Origin of the sequence: Cohnella boryungensis (genome assembly GCF_042651945.1) — a bacterium.
Classification (GTDB): domain Bacteria; phylum Bacillota; class Bacilli; order Paenibacillales; family Paenibacillaceae; genus Cohnella; species Cohnella boryungensis.
This window is the reverse complement of sequence record NZ_JBHSED010000007.1, coordinates 1-20,636: the sequence shown is the minus strand read 5'-3', so window position 1 is coordinate 20,636 and position 20,636 is coordinate 1. Positions and strand designations below refer to the sequence as shown.

Below are 20,636 nucleotides of genomic sequence, written 5' to 3'. Positions count from 1 at the left end.
GTTGAAACCATTGTCCGAAGCGTATAAACAAGCCGGAGTCGACATCGCGGCCGGCAACGAAGCGGTCGAACGGATGAAGAAACACGTCAAGAAGACGTTTCGTCCGGAAGTGCTGACGGGTCTCGGCGGATTCGGCGGTCTGTTCAGCCTGAATAAAGACAAATACGAGGAGCCGGTACTTGTCAGCGGCACGGACGGTGTCGGCACGAAGCTGAAGCTGGCGTTCGCCATGGACAAGCATGATACGATCGGCATCGATGCCGTCGCCATGTGCGTTAACGATGTGATCGTGACCGGCGCGGAGCCGCTGTTCTTCCTTGACTACCTGGCGTGCGACAGAGTCGTCCCCGAGAAGATCGAAGCGATCGTCAAAGGCGTGGCGGATGGCTGTCAGCAAGCCGGCTGCGCTCTGATCGGCGGAGAAACGGCGGAAATGCCGGGCATGTACGCGGAAGGCGAATACGATATTGCAGGCTTCACGGTCGGAATCGTGGACCGCAAGAAAGCGGTCGACGGATCGACGATCAAGCCCGGAGACGCGCTTATCGGACTGGCTTCAAGCGGCATTCACTCGAACGGCTTCTCCCTCGTGCGCCGCTTGCTGCTGGAGCAGAAGGGCTACGCTCTGACGGACAAGCCGGCCGAGCTGGAAGGCCGCACGCTGGGCGACGTGTTGATCGAGCCGACCCGCATCTATGTCAAACAAATTCTCAAGCTGCTTGAAAGCATAGAGATTAAAGGCATGGCGCACATTACCGGCGGCGGATTTATCGAGAACATTCCTCGGGTGCTCCCGGAGGGCGTCAATGCGGACATTACGCGCGGCTCTTGGCCCGTGCTTCCGATCTTCGGCCTGATGCAGCAAACGGGCGGCATCACGGATCGCGATATGTATACGACATTCAATATGGGCATCGGCATGGTGCTGGTTGTTCCGGCGGAGCAAGCGGATCAGGCGTTGGCGATTGCCAAGGAGCAAGGCGAGCAGGCTTACCGGATCGGGACGGTAACCGAAGGCGGCAAGATCGTGACCTTCGAAGGCGTTGAGCTGCCATGACCGTCCTTAATGCAGGAGAGGCGAAAGCTCCCCGGCCCGCATCTCCGCTTAAGATCGCGGTGTTCGCATCCGGCAACGGGAGCAACTTTCAAGCGGTCGCCGAGGCCGTGCAGGCAGGGCGGATTCCCGCGCGGATCGAGCTGGTAGTCTGCGACAAGCCTTCCGCTTATGTGCTGGAGAGAGCCCGCAGCTTCGGCATCGATACCTATGTTTTCTCGCCGAAGCAATATGCTTCACGCGAGGCTTACGAGGCCGAGATTGTGGCGGAGCTTCAGTCGCGCGGCATCGATCTGATTGTCATGGCCGGTTATATGAGATTGGTTACCCAAGTGCTGGTAGAGCCTTATTACGGGCGAATGATCAATATTCACCCAGCGCTGCTGCCTGCTTTTCCGGGGATCAACGGGATCGGACAAGCGCTCGAATACGGCGTGAAGCTGACGGGGGCGACCGTTCACTTCGTGGACGGGGGAACCGATACGGGGCCGATCATCGCCCAGAAGGCCGTTCCGGTCGCGAGCGAGGATACGCTGGAAAGCTTGGGCGCGCGAATTCAACAAGCGGAGTACGAGCTGCTTCCCCAAGTGGTGAGCTGGATCGCCGAAGGGCGCGTAACGCTTGAAGGACGCAAGGTGACGATAAACAACTGAACGGAGGATTCATTCGTGGGAATCAGAAGAGCGCTGGTAAGCGTATCGGACAAGACCGGAATCGTGGAATTGTGTCGCGAGCTTGCGCAGCAAGGCGTGCAGGTGATTTCGACTGGCGGAACGAAGACATTGCTGGAGAAGGAAAATGTTCCGGTTATCGGAATTTCGGAGGTAACGGGATTTCCGGAAATTTTGGACGGACGGGTCAAAACGCTGCATCCGGCCGTTCATAGCGGATTGCTGGCCATTCGCGACGAGGCCGAACATACGAAGCAAATGCAGGAGCTGAATCTCGACTATATCGATCTTGTCGTGGTTAACCTGTATCCGTTCAAGGAAACGGTGTCCAAGCCGAACGTGTCCTACGAGGACGCAATCGAGAACATCGATATCGGCGGACCGACGATGCTGCGTTCCGCAGCCAAAAACCATGCGTTCGTCACTGTCGTCGTGGACGCCGGAGACTACGCGCAGGTGCTGGAAGAAGTCCGCAGCGGCGGCGATACGACGCTGGAGACGCGGAAGCGCCTGGCGGCCAAAGTATTCCGTCACACCTCGGCTTACGATGCGCTCATCTCCGATTATTTCGCGAAGCAGCTGGATAATCCGCTGCCGGAGAGCCTGACGGTTACCTACGAGAAGGTGCAGGAGCTTCGTTACGGCGAGAACCCGCACCAGAAGGCGGCTTTCTATCGCAAGCCGCTGGCCACCACCGGGAACATTACCTCCGCCGAGCAATTGCACGGCAAGGAGCTGTCCTACAACAATATCAGCGACGCGAATGCGGCTCTGGCCATCGTGAAGGAGTTCGACGAGCCTGCGGTCGTGGCGGTGAAGCATATGAACCCTTGCGGCGTCGGCATCGGAGCGGACATCGACGAAGCCTACCGCAAAGCGTACGAAGCCGATCCGACTTCGATCTTCGGCGGCATCGTGGCCGCGAACCGGACGATCGGAGCGGAGACGGCAAACCGTCTGAGCGAGATTTTCCTGGAGATCATTATCGCGCCTGAATTCACGCCGGAAGCGCTGGATATTCTTCAGCGCAAGAAGAACATTCGCCTGATGCGTATCGGCACGTTGCCTTCGGCAGCGGAACGCAGCTCCGAGTGGCTGGTAACCAGCGTAGAGGGCGGTATGCTCGTACAGCAGAGCGATGTTCATAGCTTGAGCGAAAGCGATCTGACCGTCGTGACGGAACGCGCTCCAACCGCTGAAGAGATGAAGCAGCTGTTGTTCGCCTGGAAGGTCGTCAAGCATGTGAAGTCGAACGCGATTCTGCTTGCTAGCGACAGCATGACGGTCGGCGTTGGAGCGGGACAGATGAACCGCGTAGGCGCAGCGCGCATCGCCATCGAGCAAGCCGGCGAGAAGGCTCGCGGCTCCGTCCTTGCTTCCGATGCGTTCTTCCCGATGGGAGATACCGTCGAGCTGGCGGCCAAAGCAGGCATTACGGCGATTATCCAGCCGGGCGGCTCCGTCAAGGACGCGGAATCCATCGCAGCGGCTAACGCCAACAATATCGCGATGGTCGTGACGGGAGTGCGTCATTTCAAGCACTAGACCCTGAGAATCAGGTTCGGAAGCGGCCTGGAGCCGGAGCAGAGCGAGTTAGTTCGACTAGATCGAACTAACTCGCTGTTCGCTTGGTGCTCGGAGCGCGGTAGTTGGCCAAAGTGTAACTAACTCGCTGTCGGTAAAATGCTCGGAGAGCATTAGTTATCCAAAGTCGAACTAACTGGCTGTCGGAAGTGTGCTCGGAGCGCATTAGTTATCCAAAGTCGAATTAATTTGCTGTCGGCAGTGTGCTGGGAGCGCAGTAGTTCACTAAAGTTGACTAACTGGCTGTCGGTAAAATGCTCGGAGAGCATTAGTTATCCAAAGTCGAACTAACTGGCTGTTGGAAGTGTGCTGGGAGAGCATTAGTTTTCCAAAGTTGAACTAATTCGTTGCCGGGAGTGTGCTGGGAGCGCAGTAGTTATCCAAAGTCGAACTAACTGGCTGTCGGAAGTTGCTCGGAGCGCAGTAGTTATCCAAAGTCGAACTAATTTGCTGTCGGCAGTGCGCTGGGAGCGCATTAGTTATCCAAAGTCGAGCTAACTGGTTGTCAGTAGTGTGCTCGGAGCGCATTAGTTATCCAAAGTCGAACTAACTGGCTGTCGGTAGTGTGCTGGGAGCGCATTAGTTATCCAAAGTCGAGCTAACTGGTTGTCAGCAGTGTGCTGGGAGCGCATTAGTTATCCAAAGTCGAGCTAACTGGTTGTCAGTAGTGTGCTGGGAGCGCATTAGTTAACCAAAGTCGAACTAACTGGCTGTCGGCAGTGCGCTGGGAGCACATTAGTTCACTAAAGTTGAACTAACTGGCTGTCGGAAGTGTGCTGGGAGCGCATTAGTTTTCCAAAGTTGAACTAACTCGCTGTCCGCCTACTGGAGAGCAGGAGTCTGCCGTCAGCTTTGCCCAAGCACAGTTTCATACAGGTTACACAGCAGCGTTATTCATCGAAATAACGCTGTTCTAATGAAGGAGGATGCAAACGTGAAAGTATTGGTCATCGGACGGGGCGGTCGCGAGCATGCGATCGTCTGGGCGCTCAAGAAGAGCGAGAGAATCGAACATATCTACTGCGCTCCCGGCAATGCGGGCATCGCCCAATTGGCGGAGAACGTGGACATTGGAGAGTTCGAGTTTGCTCGTCTCGTGGAGTTTGCCCGGGAGAAAGCAATCGATCTCGTCGTAGTCGGGCCCGACGATCCGCTTGCAGCCGGTATCGTTGATGAGTTTGAGGCCGCATCCATACCGGTCTACGGACCTCGCAAGAACGCGGCCGAGATTGAAGGCAGCAAGATTTTCATGAAAGATTTGCTGCGCAAGTACAACATCCCGACAGCCAAATACGAGACATTCACCGATTACGAGTCGGCATCCGCCTATCTGAAAGAGCAAGCTTTGCCTATCGTAATTAAAGCGGACGGACTTGCGGCAGGCAAAGGCGTAACCGTGTGCTTTACCCGCGAAGAAGCGGACCGGGCGCTTGAAGAGACGATGGTGAGCAAATCGTTCGGCGCAGCTGGGGACAAGGTCGTGATCGAGGAGTTTCTGGAAGGGCAGGAAATGTCCATTCTGGCTTTCGTGGACGGCAATACCGTTCGCCCGATGTCGCCGGCCCAAGACCATAAGCAGGTGTTTGACAACGACAAGGGACCGAACACCGGCGGCATGGGGACGTACTCGCCGCTGCCGCACATCGACCCTGCAATTATCGAGGATGCGATCGAAAATATCATCAAGCCGACCGCGCGAGCTATGGTGACCGAAGGGCGTCCCTTCCGGGGGGTTCTGTTCGCCGGCCTGATGATTACGAAAGACGGCCCGAAAACAATCGAATTCAATGCACGATTCGGGGATCCGGAGACGCAAGTGGTGCTGCCTCGCTTGGAGACGGAGCTGCTCGACATTTTCCTGGCATCGCTGGATGGAACGCTCGGCGAGCTGGAGATCAATTGGAGCAACGAGGCTGCAGTCTGCGTTGTGCTGGCTTCCGAAGGTTATCCCGGCAGCTATCCGAAGGGGATTCCGATTGAGGGGCTGGACAATGTGAAGGTCCCTGGGGCTCTAGTATTTCATGCCGGTACGGCGCTCAAGGACGGCCAGATCGTGACGAACGGAGGCCGCGTTCTCGGGATTGTCGGTCGAGGTGCGGGAATCGCGGAAGCGCGGGCCAACGCCTATGCCGCGGCAGAGGGCATTACGTTCCAAGGAAAGCAGAACCGTACGGATATCGCGGCGAAAGCTTTAGTATAGCCGCATAGTCGCATTGCAGGGCCAACCCCTGAATGATATAGCCGCAGAGATCGTGGTCTTGCATTCCGCAGCCGATCTCCGCGGCTATTCTTTGTAAAACAGCGCTTTGCGATGCGCAATTACAAAGGCGATTGCATACACGGTTCCCGCAACAATCAGAACGGTTAAGGCATGTGTCGTAATCCACCGGTACACGCTGGCCATCGTTATTCCTCCTATTCGCGAATGATCGTACATTCAAACGGCTCCCGCCGAGCCCCGTCACCCAGTCGTTCTCTCGACTGCAAGAAGCCGCTAACCTGATTGTAGGTTCTCCTATTGCTCAAGAAATCATGACAAGGCACGGCGGGATCGGCCCAAAAATGTGATCCCCACAACGAAAGTGATCCCCACAACGAAAGTGATCCCCACAACGAAAGTGATCTCCACAACGAATATGATCTCCACAACGAATATGATCTCCTACAACGAGAATGCTCCCAAAGACGCCGGCCAGACATCCGACACCCCCACTCTAGAATCAGCGGGTTGACAGATGGCAGCGTTGCTGATATCTTTAATTCATACTATTTTAATCGGAATATAAGGAAATGGGGATTGTCATCATGGAAAAACCACTGATCATCAGCCACGAGGGTCTCGCATTGACAGCAACTTTGCACTATCCGGTCAAAGACGGAGCCTGCCCGGACCGCAAAATGCCGCTTGTCGTAATCTGCCACGGCTTCATCGGAAGCCGCATCGGCGTAGACCGGCTGTTCCTGCTGGCAAGCCGTCAGCTGGCTCAGAAGGGATTTCTCGTGATTCGTTTCGACTATGCGGGGTGCGGTGAAAGCGAGGGCGTATACGGGGAGCATGGGCTTGATTCGATGATCGCCCAGACGCGCTCCGTGCTGGATTACGGGCTGAGCCTGGATTGCGTCGACCCGTTGAGAGTCACCTTGCTCGGACATAGCCTGGGCGGCGCCGTCGCGCTGCTCGCCGGTTCGAAGGATCGCCGGGTTAAGTCTCTGGCGCTGTGGTCGCCGGTCGCCCATCCCTTCAACGATATTGTTCGCATCGTCGGCCGCGATCTCTACAATGAGACGGTTACGAAGGGGCAGGCAGACTATCAGGGCTACTCGTTGCGACCGGAGTTTTTTGAATCTCTTCAGCAGCATCAGCCTTTTCAGGAAGCCCGGAAATTTCAGGGAGACGTGTACATCGCGCACGGAACCTCGGATGATGTTATCCCCACCGATTACAGCTTTTTACTGGAAAAGACGTTCTGGCTGAGAGGCGAGGGACGCTGCGATAAAAACATTCTGTTTCAAGCGGATCATACGTACTCCCATGGTCATCACAAGGAAGAGCTCTACCGCTCCACGGCAGATTGGCTGACGGGACACGAGAAGCGCCAGCAGGACTGGCAGCATTGGAGCATCTAAGCGCCTTCGGAACCTCCTTCGGGCATAATCCTGCAGGCAATCGAATACGGGTAGGAGGAGAGAGGAGTCGATGGGATGAGTTCGATCTATCCGATCTACATCAATTATCCGATAACCCCTACCCCCCGATTCGGCGGCAGGCTGCCGAAGCATGAGCACCTCTATGCAATCATAGCGGGCAACCGCTCACGTTATGAGGCGGAGCTGCGAAGCTATGAACGCTATGCCAAGGAGCTGGCCGCCATTCCGTTCCTCCCCGACAAGGCGAATCCGATACAACCCTGCTGGGACAATGACTGGTTCGGCGGACTGGATGCGATGGCGCTCTATGGTAGAGTCGCCGCTACGAGACCTGCCCGTTATTACGAGATCGGCTCGGGGAACTCGACGATGTTCGCCAGACGGGCCGTTCAGGATCACGGCTGCGAGACGGAGATCGTGTCGATCGATCCTTTCCCGAGAGCGGAGATCGATGCCATCTGCGACCATATTGTCCGCAAGCCGCTGGAAAACGCGAGTCTGACGCTCTTTGATCAGCTGACCGCCGGCGATATTCTGTTCGTGGACAGCAGCCACTACGTGTTCCAGAACTCGGACGCGAATATTGTATTTCTGGAAATTCTGCCGCGCTTGAAGCCGGGGGTAATCATTCACTTCCACGATATATTCCTTCCCGACGATTATCCTGCCGAATGGTCCCGCAGATACTACAACGAGCAATATTTGCTTGCCGCCTACTTGCTGGCGGGCGGGGCTCAACCTCAGTACAAGGTATTGTTCCCAAGCCATTTCGTTTCGCTGGACACTGAACTGGTGAAGCTGGCCGAGCCGATATTTAATTCGATGGAGAAGAGGCCGCCGCTGACGGGAGGCTCCTTCTGGCTGGAGAAGATGCACTAGCCCGACCGCGGCCAACCCGCGAAAATAAAACGGGACGCGGCTATGCGCCGCGCCCCCGTTGCCTAAACATGCTAGAGGAGATTATAATCTGCTCCTTCGTACATGAATCTTACGCGATCCGCCACCTGCTCGGACTTCCCGCCGCCGGCCCGCATCAAGTCTCCGGTCCCGCGTTTTCTATCGTAATTGCCGATATAGTATAGCCCGCTCGACTCGTTGTAATAAAATTCGTTGACGTCTTCGGCGATCTTGACGGATTTCCCGCCTTGATAATGATTCAAGGTACCCGTACGGGTCGCCGAATCGTAGTCGGTGAAATAGTAGACCGAATCCGTCTCCGGGTAATATTTATTTTTATTGTAGCTTACGTTGTCGGAGATTTGACGGCTTGCGCCGTCGGCATACTCATAGAGAACGGAATAATTCGCGTTCCCTTCTGACTGCTTGTAGTAGAAGAGCCTAGGCTTGTCTCCTGCAATGCGCTGCATGAGAAAAACATCCTTGTCCAGCACTTCGCGGCGAACGGGTTTTCCTTCTTCCAGATCGAAGGCGACCAATGAACGGTCTTTTTCGATGCCGTACACTTTGTCGCCGTCCTCGCTCAGAGCGGCCTGAGTGAACGAGGCGCCGGCTTCCTCGCCCATTTTGAAATGGGTTATGTGCGCATTGGAGATGTAGGTTGCTGCGGCTTTGACGACATTGCCTTTGTATTGGGCAATGACGCCATTGGCGAAGGTAGCCTCGGACATAGGCACTTTAGGCACGGAAGCGTAATCTGCCGACCTGTAAATAATAGTGCCGGATTCGGCGTCCGCGTATAGTAAGGCTTCGTAGTTGTCGGCGAGCTTGACGGACTTTCCTTGATTGAAATAGTACAAGCTGCTTAATGGCTCGTAATCGGTCGCTTGCAGCTCCCGGCGCATGCCGTCGCGTTCCTTCTTCTCTTTGTACTTCTCGTTGGCAGCATCAAAGCCGGCCTGATCGAAGACCTCCACATCGGCCTCATAAGGCTTGCCTGTCCAGTAGTTGTTAAGCTTCCGACGTTCAACGGCGGTATAGTCCTCTCTCTTCGGCTCCAGGAGGGCGCGATCGGCCTCGGCCAGATCGTCGTCTACGATATCGGAAAGCTTCAGATTGGACGGCGTGTAGGTCAAATAGAAGAAGGAGCCGTGCTTGATGCCCCCTACCGTAAAACCGATATCGGAGACGAGCTTGACCGGGGATTTGTTCGGAAGCGCGCTGTATAATTCATGGTTCCCGTCGATCGTCGTCATTTTCAAATAGTGGATTTCTCCCGTGTCGGGATCAATGCTGTGAACACCCAGCACATCGGCTGCGATTTCCTTGTTCTCCGTCGGCTTGCTCCGTTTGGCCGTCTTGAGGTTCAGTCTGTTGTTCTCATCGTAGGCCGTATAGTAGATCAAGTCAGGCTCATCGGCATAATAGTAGGCTGCGACACGTTCGTCCACGGCGATTTCTTCCCGCAGATTGTTCATATACAGCGTCCCGCCGTTTTTCTCGCTCGCATCCTTCAGGTAGAGAACGGTTTCCCCGTCTCCGCTGATTTTGAAGAAGGTCTGATTCAGCATCGGACTCGTCGCGGTTATCCCGGATGCCAGCTCGACCCCCGGCTTGCCCTTCCAGCTTGAGGGGTTTTTGGCCATATCGCGATAATAGAGGGTGGCCTCATTATCCTCGCTGACCTCTGTGACGAAAAACATTTTGTCCCGTTGCTCGTTCAGCCTAAAGAACTTATTCATGAAATTAGTTTTCTCCCAGGACTCGGCCGCGTTCAAATCCTTTTGCGGGAGCAGACCGCTTAGCTCCGTCAAGCTCTGTTCCTTCTCCGGCTTCAGCATAAGCTGGCTGTCTCTAACGAATACAACAGGGGTTTCCTCTACCGATTTGGCGGGAGAAGGACGGCCTATTAACCATACTGCCGCGATTACCGCGGCAACGATTCCAATCACAATCAAGATGAGTCCTCTGCGCTGTCTGACTATCTGCAAAACGATTTTCCTCCTCATGATGAAAACAACTCGTGAAATACATATTATAACATTCTAACTTATATCATCCTATCGATCCACAAAATTCTCCGTCTCTCAAGCCTGAAAGATGGGTGGATGCTCTTACGCAATAAGGCGTTAAGCCCGTTCTCTTCAATTCGCAGCATTGGCACGATCGCATTGCCGAGATATAATGATCCCAACGAAGCCGCGGGAGATGATGGGCAATGGACAGATCGGCTTGTCGAGCCGCGAAAAACGGGGTAACCCGATGATACTCAAATTGTGGAATGACATGAGTTACCAGTCGAAGCTTCTATGCGTGCTTTATTTGCTTTGTATCGTTCCGACGGCCTGCGTCGGCTGGATTGCCTATAATCAGTCCATTAATTCGCTGGAGAAAAGAGTGAACGAGGACCTTGAGGTGATTATCGGGCAATTCAACAATACGCTGGAAAAGCAGGTCGAGGACTTCGAACGGTACAGCATGCTCCCTTATTCCACGGAGGAAATCTTCGATATTATCGCTACGCCGTTCTCGCCTCGGGATCAGTGGGGGTACAGAGAATTAACCAATCAGCAGCGTCTGATTCAGTTGATAACGACTTATCCTTCCGTCAACTCGATGATCGAGGGGATGCTCTTCTACGGGACGAACGGGAGCATATACGGCTATCGGACGAGCGGCGACAAGTCGATCAATCCGGAGTACAAGCCCTATGAAGAGGATTGGTTCCGGCAAGCGATTGCCAGAGAGGGCGGACTGGTCATCTCTGGGCTGCGGGACGAAGCGCAATTTAACGGCAAGACGTTCAAGACGATTACGATCGCAAGGCAGCTGATCGACCGGGAGTTCAACCCTGCGGCGGTAGTCGCCGTCGATATCAAGCCGGCATTCATTCAGAAGACGATTCGCTCGCTGAGCTTCAAGAACGTCCATGTGACTGTAGCGGGACCGAGCGGCGCCATCTATTCCACGGACCCGGCCATCGCGGAAGAGCTTCTGGAAACTCGTGACGAGCACATCTATCCGACGGGCTCGCCCGAATCGGCAGAAGCGGGGGCCGACGGGAAAGGCCAGACGGGCAACGGGGTGTCGAAGTATACGGCCTCTCGCGCCGTATCTGCGCCGCCGTCAGGGCCGTCGCGACAGTTCCGGCTGTCGTCCAAGGTGAACGGGGAAAGTCGGGCATGGAACGGCGTATCGAGATATAACGACTATACCGGCTGGACGACGTATTTGCTGGTGGATCGCAAGGAACTGCTGAAAGAAAGCGCCTCGATCAAGAAGATCACCTTTCTCGTGCTGCTGTTCGTATTTGCGGGAGCGGCCCTGCTGTCGTGGCTTCTGGCGAGGGGACTGTCGCGTCCGATTCGCGGCCTGATCCGATCCATGAGCAAGGTGGAGATGGGACGGTTCGAGGTTGCCGCCGCCATTCCTTATGAGCGCAAGGACGAGCTTGGGCAGCTCCACTATCGCTATAATCGTATGGTGGCCCATCTGGACGAGTTGATTAATTCCATCGAGGATTCCGAGCGGAAGAAGAGAAGCGCGGAGCTGTATGCGCTGAGGGCCAGAATCAATCCGCACTTCTTGTACAACACCTTGAATTCGATTCGCATGCTTGCGCTGCTGCAGCAGTCCGATCATATTGCCAAGCTTCTCCAGTCGCTGAGCAAGCTGCTGCATTCCAATATGAAGATGGTCCGCGACCTCGTCACGCTGGAGGAGGAGACGGAACTGCTGAAGGAATATGTGCTGCTTATGGAATTGCGGTACACGAATCGCTTCACGGTTCGATGGTCCGTTGCGGAGGCGGCGCTTAAGGCCCGAATTCCCGTCATGCTGCTGCAGCCGCTGTTGGAGAATGCGATCTTTCACGGCCCTCGCAACATGGAGCAGCAGCTTCGCATCTCGGTGCAGGCAGAGCTTCTGGAGGATAACCGGCATCTGCGCATTGTCGTCGAAGACGACGGACAGGGGATCGATCCCGTCAAGGTCATGGAATTGAATACGTCGGCCAGCGAGGGAGAGCTCAGCATCGGGGTCAGGAATGTTCGCGATCGCATTCGGCTGCGGTATGGCATGCCATACGGCTTGACCATTCAAAGCGAACGGGGACAAGGGACGAAAGCAACGATCATCATGCCCTATCAGCATGGAGAGGAGAATGAAGATGTGGAACCTGCTGGTCGTTGAAGACGAGTCGATCGTCAGAGTCGGATTGCGCTATCTGGTGGAATGGGAAAGCTATGGCGTCGTCTGGAAAGCGGAAGCGTCGAACGGGGAAGAAGCGCTGCGCATTCTGGACAGCCAGGATATCCACATCGTCATGACCGATATTCGCATGCCGGTGATGGACGGCATTCAGCTCGCCAAGAGAATCAAGGAAAGCTACAGCCATATCCAGGTCGTGGTCATCAGCAGCTACGACGATTTCCCTTACGTTCAGGAAGCGCTGCGTCTGGGCGTCTCCGACTATTTGCACAAGCCAACGATGGCTCGGGAAGAAATCGTCGCCATGCTGGAGACGGTGCTCAAGAAGCTCCGGTCGAATTCCGCCGTGCCCGCGGAAGCCGCAACGCCTACGGAGAAGGAGCGCAATGCCTACGTTGGCACTCTACTGGACGGAACGGCGGAAGCGGGAAAGCGGGAGGAGGAGGGGCGCAGGCTCGGCTTGCCGGAGATCGGCCGGGGACTTCGACTCGTGGGCATACGCCTGTCGCCGAAGGGACAGGAGCAGGACGACGCGCAGCATGCGGACAACTCCCGATTCGTGGCCGCCAGATATTTTATCGAAGATTACATCTCGCATGACTGGGGCGGGGTCGTCGCCGCCGTGGAGCCGAACGAATTGATCTGGCTGGCTCCCGAGAAGCCGAAGAACGCGACTCGCGAATGGGCGGAGTATCAGGTCGAGCTGAAGCGGAATCTCGCGAATCTGCTCAACGTTGCACTCCTCTTCTCGGTCAGCGCGGTGCTGTCGGAGGCGGACAGCTTGCCCGAGGCCTATCGCGAGGTTCGCTCGGGTTTTCTGGAGCAGGACGGCTCGATCGGGCAGGCGGTTCGAATGGTTAAGGACTACGTGGACATTCACTTCCGCGAGGAGCTGTCGCTCACGCATTGCGCGGAGCTGGTTCATATCAGCACCGCCCATCTGAGCCGGATTTTCCTGAAGGAAACGGGGATGAACTTCAGCGAATACGTCATCCGCAAAAAAATGGATTACGCGAAGGAGCTGCTGCGGGACACGAATCTGCGAATTTACGAGGTTTCCGCGAAGGCGGGCTACACGCATCCTCACTATTTCAGCAAGCTGTTCAAGGAATACGCCGGGGTGTCTCCGATTGAATATCGAAACGGCCTATAGATCAAAAAAGTGTACGATTTCGTAAAAATCGTACATTTTTTTGTTGGCGGGCGGAGCCGAAGCGGCCAAAGTGCGCAAAAATGTGCGCGGATATCTCATAATCGATGCATGGCGAGGCCTCCGAAACAGCTCCTATAATTAACTTTGTGAACGCTTACTCATCTAAGGGAGGTTTATGAATGAATCATTTTCGTTTTCCCAAATTGCTGCTCATCGCCCTGATCTCCGCCCTGCTGGTATCCGCATGCGGCAACGGGAACGACGCCAAGCCGTCGAATGCCAGCCCAAGCGCTTCGACCAGCGGCGGCTCCGGAGATGCAGCAAGCAACAAGGACCCTGTTACGCTGAAGATTTCCAGTTGGAATCCGATTAGCACCAAGGTCATCGAGAAATTCGAAGAGAAATACCCTTACATCACGATCGAGCCGGATCAAATCGCGGATCAATACAGAGAAGTGATCCGGACGAGAATCGTCTCGAAGGCGGACATGGACATCGCCTGGATGTTCCCGAATCAGATGAGAGAATACGTGGATCAGGGCGTGCTGATGGATTTTTCGGACGCTTCCTGGAAAGGAAACTATCTGGAATCCGCGGTACAGCTGGGCACAGTTAACGGCAAGACCTACGGCGTGCCTTACAACTATTACGCCGTCGTCATTTTCTATAACCGCGACGTCTTTAAGAACCTGAATCTTGAAGTTCCGAAGACCTGGGAAGAGCTGCTTGCGGTCAGCGAGAAGATCAAGGCCAGCGGTCTGGCTCCGTTCGTAACCGGAGGGAAGGATGCTTGGGCAACGCAATTCATGTCCAGCGGCAACTTCGGCGCTTATCAGCATAAGGACCCGCAAATTTTCGAGAAGCTGGCGAGCGGCGAGAAAAAATGGACCGATCCGGAGGTGGCCAACTTCTACGATCCGTTGATTGAATTGGTGGATAAAGGCTACTTCCTGGAAAACTCCGTAGGACTTGGCAACGCGCAGGTCGTACAGGTGTTCAAGGAAGGCAAGGCTGCGATGTATCCGATGGGAAGCTGGGCTCTGGATGAATTCCCGGCCGAATTCAAGGATTTCGAGGTTGGCGCATTCCCGATTCCGCTGAACAAGGGCGGAGAGCCGCTCGTCGTAAACCTGATCTCGGACAACATTTTCACAGGAATCTCTTGGAGCAAGCATCAGGAAGAAATCAAGCTGTTCATGGAGTTTATCGCGCAACCGGAGAATGCAAAGCTGTGGTCAGACGATACGAAAGCGGCCGTAACGGTCGTCGGAGGAACGTCGCCTACCTACCATCCGATCGCCGCGGAGCTTACGGCGAGCATCGAAGCGAATATTTCGACAATCTTCCCTAGCTTGACGCCTTCGATGGAGCCAGCGTACTTCCCGATGCTGCAGCAGATTCTGCTGAAGCAGAACCCGAATCCGGCCGATCTGCTGCAAGAAATGCAGAAGGCTCAGGAGAAGGACTACGCGAAGTAAAGCAAGGCTCGAACGAAAGGTTAATCGTCGACCCGGGAATCTATGCCCGGGTCTTTGTTTCCCATATCAGAAAGTATAAGGTATAGGATGCCTTATCCCATCTGATAGCTCGATACAAAACGTATGCAGACGTACCAAGGACGGCGAAGCCGTTTTTACTTGGACAATCGCCACGTTATGCGGCTGATCTTGAGAAAGGGAGGGACATCATGAAAATCTTCAATCTGAGAACCTACCTGCTGTTTCTGGCCCCCGCCCTCATCCTCTACTCGGTCTTCTATGCGGGACCGATCACGAGCGGGCTGTATTACGGCTTCACAGATTGGAAGGGCCTCTCGTTTAATGCAAACTGGATCGGTCTGGAAAACTTCAAGAACGTCTTCTCCGATCCGATGTTCAAGACTGCGATCAAGAATATGCTAATTCTGTCCGTCATTGTCATTATCATTCAGCACGCGGTGGCGATCTTCCTCGCCGTGCTGCTGGATCAGAAGCTGAAGGGCGTCGTCTGGATGCGGGCGGTCATTTTCTATCCCGCTATTCTGAATACGGTTGTTATCGGCTATATCTGGAGCTACATGTACTCCCCGTTCGTCGGCTTCCTGCCCAAGTTCCTGGAGTCGATCGGCCTGAACCAGCTTGCCGGCATCGACTGGCTGGGGCGGCCGGATATCGCCATCTATGCGATCTCGTTCGTCATTATTTGGCAGTATACGGGGTACTCGATGATGATCTACATGGCCGGGCTTCAAAGCATCCCCTCCGAGGTGTACGAATCGGCCAGCATCGACGGCGCGGGCGCCTGGCAGCGCTTCTACCGGATTACCCTGCCGCTGCTGGTTCCGGCGATTACCGTCAATACGGTGCTATCGATCATCGGGAACATGAAGCAATTCGAGCATATCTGGGTCATGACTCAAGGCGGTCCCGCCAACTCCACCCAAGTGTTCGGAACGCTCATCTATCAATTCGCGTTCAAGACTTCCCAGCCCGGATACGGAACGGCAATGGCGATTATTCTGTCTATCTTCATCATGATCGCCACCGTGCTGCAGATTCGCTTGATGAGGCGTTGGGAGGTTAAATATTGAATACCGCAGCTAGAGTATCGTCGTATACCGTTGTCGCCTTTTTTCTGGCGGTTATCCTTGTTCCGCTGTTCGTTCTGGGGACGGTGTCGCTGCAAAATTCGGCCGGAACGATTAATCCGCTCCGCCTGCCCGAGACATATTTCTGGAGCAACTATCCGAAAGCGATCGAGGTCGGCAATCTGGTAAAGTATTTCTCCAACAGCGTGTCGGTGCTGGTCATGACGTTGTCCGTTACGCTCGTATGCTCGATTATGGCGGGCTATGCGCTTCGTCACGGCAGAGCCTGGAAGTCGGATTGGTTTTTCTCTTATTTCCTGGTGGGGATGATTCTGCCGGGCTTCGCCGGGACGATTCAGTCGTTCCTGCTCCTCCGCGAGCTCTCGCTGCTGAATTCGCATCTCGGTCTCGCGATCATTCAGGTGGCCGGAGGGATGGCGCTGCCGATCTTCCTCTACCTGCAGTTCTTCAAGACGGTGCCGCTGGAAATCGAGGAAGCGGCGACGATCGACGGGTGCAGCCCGGTGCGCATTTTCTGGCAGGTCGTCGTGCCGCTTACGCTGCCGGTGACGTCCACTTGCATTATTATTATCGCAATCAATTCGTGGAACGACTTCTTCGGTCCGCTCGTCTATTTGTCCTCGCCTGCGAGCCGGACGCTGCCGATCGGGCTGATGTTCTTCAAGACGCAATACTCGGCTAACTGGCCTCAGCTGTTCGCGGCTTCCGTCTTCGTGGCGATGCCGATCACGCTGCTCTACATGTTCGTTCAGAGGTTTATCATCAAAGGATTGGTCGGCGGAGCCGTTAAAGGGTAAAGCTGAAGGACAGGAGGATTCAAGCCATGGAGACTCACATCTTCGGGAATGCGGAGCCGCTGGTCATGGAATACAGGGGCGGCTGCCTGGAGAACGTGCATTACGGTCACGTCTGCGGCGTGGACCGGGAGGGGAACATCGTCTACGCGGCGGGGGACCCGGAATGGACGACCTTCATGCGTTCGGCAGCGAAGCCGTTCCAAGCGCTTCCCTTCTTCATGGAGAGGCTGGACGAACGGCTCGGCTTTACGCCGGAGGAGCAGACGATTCTGATGGCTTCCCATCGCGCGCTGCCCTATCATGTCGATGCGCTCGAAGGGATGCTCGGCAAGCTGGGATTAAGCGAGGAGGCGCTTGTGTGCAAGCCGACCTATCCGCTGGACGAGAACGCAAGGGATCGGCTCGTGGAAGCGGGCAAGCCCAAGCGCCGAATCTATCACAACTGCTCGGGCAAGCATTTGGGCGTTCTCGCCTACAGCCAGGCGAAGGGGCTGTCGCTGTCCGGCTATGAGGCCGCCGACCATCCCGCGCAGGCGCGGATCATTGGCGTCATGGCGCAGCTCGCCGGCTGCCGCGCGGAGGATATCCGCATCGGCACGGACGGCTGCGGGTTTCCCGTCTTCGGCATGCCGCTGCGAAATATGGCGTTGGCGTTCCTGAAGCTGGCTTGCCCGGACAGGATCGCGGACGAAGCGCTCCGGTCGGCCGCGATAAAGGTCGCTTCCTTAATGAACAGCTACCCGGCAATGATCTCGGCGGATTACCTGATCTGCCCGAATTTGCTGGAGGATGCCAATATCGTGGCCAAGGGAGGGGCCAAGGGCATCTACTGCTTCTCCCTGAAGGAAGAGGAGCTGGCATTCGCGCTTAAGGTTGCCGACGGCTCGGAGGAAGAATGGCCGCTGATCGTCGCTTCGATTCTGGAGCAGATCGGCTACCGGAACAAGGAGACGATCGAACGGATGTACCGGATCGGCAATCCGCGGATCCGCAACGACAACGATCTTGTCGTAGGGGAGAACCGCAGCGTCTTCAAGCTTCGGAAGGTCGGCGGAGGGGAGGCGGGTCTATGATCATCGAAGTCATCGCGACCTGCATGGCCGACGTTCTCGCTGCGGAGGAAGGCGGGGCGGATCGGATCGAGCTGATTACCGGTATAAGCGAGGGAGGACTGACGCCCAGCCTGGCACTCGTGCGGAATGCGGTGCGAGGAACGTCGCTTCCCGTAAATGTAATGGTAAGGCCCCATGCCCGTTCGTTCGTCTATGACGCGGAGGATGCTGCGGTCATTCTGGAGGATATCGGCTATATTCGCCAAGCGGGAGCGGCGGGCATCGTCTTCGGGGCGCTGACTCCGGACGGAAGAATCGACGGAGGTCTGCTGGAGGCGGTGCTGGAAGCCCGCGGCGAGATGTCCGTTACCTTCCATCGGGCCTTCGACGAGCTGGAGGATCAGCTGGAGGGGCTTCGTCAATTGACGGCCTATTCCGGCGTTGACCGTATTCTGACCTCGGGCGGGCGACTGCCGGCTCCGCAAGCGGTACCCGCTCTTCGCGCTCTGGCGCAAGCGGCGGAGAAGACGTCGATCCGCATCATGGGCGGCTATGGCTTAACGCTGGACAACGCTGTTGCCTTCGTTCGAGAGACGGGCGTGAAGGAAGTCCATTTCGGCTCTGCAGTGCGCTTCGAAGGAAAGGGCGTATGCGCCGTCGAACCCGCACGCATTCGCCGATTGCGGGAGTTGCTGAAGCAATAGCGGAACGATTCGATGCATCAGGATTAACGACGCAAAGCATTCAGAACTGGGAGAGTGAATCGAATTGAAAATCGGCATAAGCACGTATTGTCTGGTAGATAAGCTGCGCAACGGAGAAATGACGGTATTGGACGTTCTGGACTGGGCCAAGGAGCAAGGCTGCGCTCACGTCGAGCTTGTTCCTTACGGCTACAGCCTGGTGGACGATCCCGAGCTGGCGGAACAGGTTCGCCGCAAGGCGGAGGAGTGCGGGCTGGAGCTGTCCAACTATGCGCTTCCGGCGAATTTCGTCCAGTCTTCGGAGGAGGATTTTCTTGCCGAGGTTGAGCGGCTGAAGCAGCACGTAGACCTTCTAGTCCGCATGGGCATTCGGTCGATGCGGCATGACGTGGTGTTGTTCACGATTCCCCCGGAGGAGGCGAGCATCTCCCATTTCAATAAGAGCCTGGACCAGATCGTGGAGGGCAGCCGAAGAATCGCGGATTATGCGGCCCGATTCGGCATTACGACGAACATCGAGAATCACGGCTGGGGCGTTCAGCACAGCGACCGCGTCCAACGGGTGCTGGAAGCGGTGGGCCGTCCGAATTTCAAAACGGTGCTGGATATCGGCAATTTCCTGTGCGTCGACGAGTCCCCTCTGATCGGTACGGCGCGGAATCTGCCCTTCGCCTCTCTCGTTCACGTCAAGGATTTCTATTATCGGCCGGAGGACGAGAACCCGGGTGAAGGAAAGTGGTTCCGCACCGCGAACGGCAATTATCTACGAGGCTCGATCTTCGGGCAAGGCGATATGCCCGTTCGCCGGCTTCTGAAGCTGGTCAAGCAATCCGGCTACGACGGCTGCCTGACGCTGGAATTCGAAGGCATGGAAGAGAGTTGCTCCGCCACGGCAATCGGCTTGCAAAACTTGGCCCGATTATGGGAGGAAGTCTAGTCTTATCAAGCTTTCTGGGTAAGACTTCTCTTGCAGATTAGCATAAAAAGATCAGCTCGCTCTTTTTCCCGGTGTCCCTGTTATGGTTTAATGAGAGGGTACATATCAGCGAAAGGGAGAATGAGCATGACGCAACGAATACGAATCGCGACGCAGCTCGCGCTGGCCGCCGCGCTCGTAGCTGGACTAACCGCTTGCAGCGGCTCCAAGGAAACGACGGCTCCGCCGACAGAATCGGCGTTGCCGACCGCCAGCGCGACCGCGCCGCCGAGCGAGACGGCTGCGCCTCCAACGGCGCAGTTTCTTGCGCCGCTGACCGGCATGCCCGTGGAACGGGAAGTGACGAACAGACCCTTCGCCGTCATGATCAATAACCTTGCTCCGGCCAGGCCGCAATCGGGACTTACGCATGCGGATATCGTATGGGAGATGCTGGCCGAGGGAGGGATTACCCGCCTAGTCGCCGTGTTCCAAAGCCAGGAGTTCGCCGATCCGATCGGGCCGATTCGCAGCATTCGTCCTTATTTTATTCAGGTCGGCGAATTCTACGGAGGCGTGCTCGTCCATGCCGGAGCCAGCAACGACGCCTTCGCGATTCTCCAGCGCCAGAAGAAGGAGGACCTGGACGAGATTACGAATGCGGGGGCATACTTCTATCGGGACAAGTCTCGGAAAGCGCCGCATAACGTGTATTCCACTCTTGAGAAGCTTAGAGAGGGCGCGTTAAAGCGCAAATACAAGGAAGCGGTTACGCTGCCCGTAATGAAGTTCGGCGACAGCTCCGAAGCGCTGGCCATGGGAACCGCCGCCGCCCAGGTCGACATCAAGTTCATGCTGTCGGATTACAAGGTTTCTTATGCCTACGACAGCGCCAAGGCGCTCTACCTTCGTTCGATCAACGACAAGCCGCATATCGATAAGAACAACGATCAACAGCTAACGGCAACGAACCTGGTCGTGCTGTCGACGAAGCACGATATCAAGGATAGCGTCGGCCGTCTGGTCGTCGATCTCGACAGAGGCGGGGATGCGGTGCTGTTCCAGCAGGGCAAAGCCATTGTATGTCAATGGGAGCGCCAGGAGGGCGACATCATTCGATTGATGAAGGACGGGCAGGAGCTGCCGCTGCTGCCGGGCGTGACGTATTATCATGTCGTGCCGAATTCTTCGTCGCTGGACAAGCATGTGACGTATCACTAATTGCGAGAATTGAAGAGCTTTGCCGGAGCTTCCGGCAGGCTCTTTTTCGTATTATCAGGTCAGCCAGAGATTTCTGGTTGGCCTATTTTTGTGGTCGTTCTATGATGGCGGTAGCCGGGAGAACGTGGCTCTTTTTGGGGCTT

Annotated in this window: 16 protein-coding genes; 15 read left to right on the top strand and 1 reads right to left on the bottom strand. The window is 55.8% G+C overall.

What is annotated here, in order from left to right; genetic code table 11:
* Nucleotides 1–10: 10 nt before the first annotated feature.
* The 6 genes from purM to ACFO1S_RS06090 all read left to right on the top strand — a co-directional run bounded on the left by purM (nucleotide 11) and on the right by ACFO1S_RS06090 (nucleotide 7,836).
* Nucleotides 11–1,057 (top strand): phosphoribosylformylglycinamidine cyclo-ligase, encoded by a 1,047-nt coding sequence (gene purM, locus ACFO1S_RS06115; RefSeq protein WP_204606184.1) that lies wholly within the window; start codon nucleotides 11–13, stop codon nucleotides 1,055–1,057.
* A complete protein-coding gene (gene purN, locus ACFO1S_RS06110; RefSeq protein ID WP_204606185.1) occupies nucleotides 1,054–1,707 on the top strand; it encodes a phosphoribosylglycinamide formyltransferase in 654 nt (217 codons plus the stop codon). The genes purM and purN overlap by 4 nt, the downstream gene beginning before the upstream one ends.
* Before the next feature lie 15 nt (nucleotides 1,708–1,722).
* Nucleotides 1,723–3,270 (top strand): bifunctional phosphoribosylaminoimidazolecarboxamide formyltransferase/IMP cyclohydrolase, encoded by a 1,548-nt coding sequence (purH, locus tag ACFO1S_RS06105; protein WP_204606186.1) that lies wholly within the window; start codon nucleotides 1,723–1,725, stop codon nucleotides 3,268–3,270.
* Nucleotides 3,271–4,243: 973 nt separating this feature from the next.
* A complete protein-coding gene (purD, locus tag ACFO1S_RS06100) occupies nucleotides 4,244–5,509 on the top strand; it encodes a phosphoribosylamine--glycine ligase (protein ID WP_204606187.1) in 1,266 nt (421 codons plus the stop codon).
* A gap of 605 nt (nucleotides 5,510–6,114) precedes the next feature.
* Nucleotides 6,115–6,936, top strand: coding sequence for an alpha/beta hydrolase family protein (locus ACFO1S_RS06095; protein WP_204606188.1), 822 nt, complete (start codon nucleotides 6,115–6,117; stop codon nucleotides 6,934–6,936).
* Nucleotides 6,937–7,011: 75 nt separating this feature from the next.
* Nucleotides 7,012–7,836, top strand: a complete 825-nt coding sequence (locus ACFO1S_RS06090; RefSeq protein ID WP_204606189.1) for a class I SAM-dependent methyltransferase — start codon at nucleotides 7,012–7,014, stop codon at nucleotides 7,834–7,836.
* Between the two features lie 71 nt (nucleotides 7,837–7,907).
* On the opposite strand, the gene ACFO1S_RS06085 is transcribed toward ACFO1S_RS06090, so the two are convergent.
* Nucleotides 7,908–9,845 carry a hypothetical protein gene (locus ACFO1S_RS06085; RefSeq protein ID WP_204606190.1) on the bottom strand — a complete coding sequence of 646 codons (1,938 nt, stop codon included), beginning with the start codon at nucleotides 9,843–9,845 and terminating at the stop codon, nucleotides 7,908–7,910.
* Nucleotides 9,846–10,116: 271 nt separating this feature from the next.
* Here ACFO1S_RS06085 and ACFO1S_RS06080 point away from each other — a divergent pair, with 271 nt between their 5' ends.
* From ACFO1S_RS06080 to ACFO1S_RS06040, 9 genes are all read left to right on the top strand, one after another.
* Nucleotides 10,117–12,045: a cache domain-containing sensor histidine kinase gene (locus ACFO1S_RS06080; protein WP_204606191.1), complete on the top strand. Its 1,929-nt coding sequence runs from the start codon at nucleotides 10,117–10,119 to the stop codon at nucleotides 12,043–12,045.
* Entirely contained in the window at nucleotides 12,017–13,216 is a 1,200-nt protein-coding gene (locus ACFO1S_RS06075; RefSeq protein WP_378126422.1) for a response regulator, read from the top strand. The genes ACFO1S_RS06080 and ACFO1S_RS06075 overlap by 29 nt, the downstream gene beginning before the upstream one ends.
* 179 nt (nucleotides 13,217–13,395) lie before the next feature.
* Nucleotides 13,396–14,694 (top strand): ABC transporter substrate-binding protein, encoded by a 1,299-nt coding sequence (locus tag ACFO1S_RS06070; protein WP_204606192.1) that lies wholly within the window; start codon nucleotides 13,396–13,398, stop codon nucleotides 14,692–14,694.
* Nucleotides 14,695–14,903: 209 nt separating this feature from the next.
* Nucleotides 14,904–15,785, top strand: coding sequence for a carbohydrate ABC transporter permease (locus tag ACFO1S_RS06065; protein WP_204606193.1), 882 nt, complete (start codon nucleotides 14,904–14,906; stop codon nucleotides 15,783–15,785).
* Complete coding sequence (locus ACFO1S_RS06060) at nucleotides 15,782–16,600, top strand: carbohydrate ABC transporter permease (protein ID WP_378126420.1); 819 nt, start codon at nucleotides 15,782–15,784, stop codon at nucleotides 16,598–16,600. The genes ACFO1S_RS06065 and ACFO1S_RS06060 overlap by 4 nt, the downstream gene beginning before the upstream one ends.
* A 26-nt stretch (nucleotides 16,601–16,626) precedes the next feature.
* Entirely contained in the window at nucleotides 16,627–17,673 is a 1,047-nt protein-coding gene (locus ACFO1S_RS06055) for an asparaginase (protein ID WP_204606194.1), read from the top strand.
* A complete protein-coding gene (locus ACFO1S_RS06050; protein WP_204606195.1) occupies nucleotides 17,670–18,356 on the top strand; it encodes a copper homeostasis protein CutC in 687 nt (228 codons plus the stop codon). The genes ACFO1S_RS06055 and ACFO1S_RS06050 overlap by 4 nt, the downstream gene beginning before the upstream one ends.
* Before the next feature lie 64 nt (nucleotides 18,357–18,420).
* Nucleotides 18,421–19,293 (top strand): sugar phosphate isomerase/epimerase family protein, encoded by an 873-nt coding sequence (locus ACFO1S_RS06045; protein ID WP_204606196.1) that lies wholly within the window; start codon nucleotides 18,421–18,423, stop codon nucleotides 19,291–19,293.
* Nucleotides 19,294–19,419: 126 nt separating this feature from the next.
* Nucleotides 19,420–20,493 carry a DUF3048 domain-containing protein gene (locus ACFO1S_RS06040; RefSeq protein WP_378126418.1) on the top strand — a complete coding sequence of 358 codons (1,074 nt, stop codon included), beginning with the start codon at nucleotides 19,420–19,422 and terminating at the stop codon, nucleotides 20,491–20,493.
* The last annotated feature ends 143 nt before the right edge of the window (nucleotides 20,494–20,636 follow it).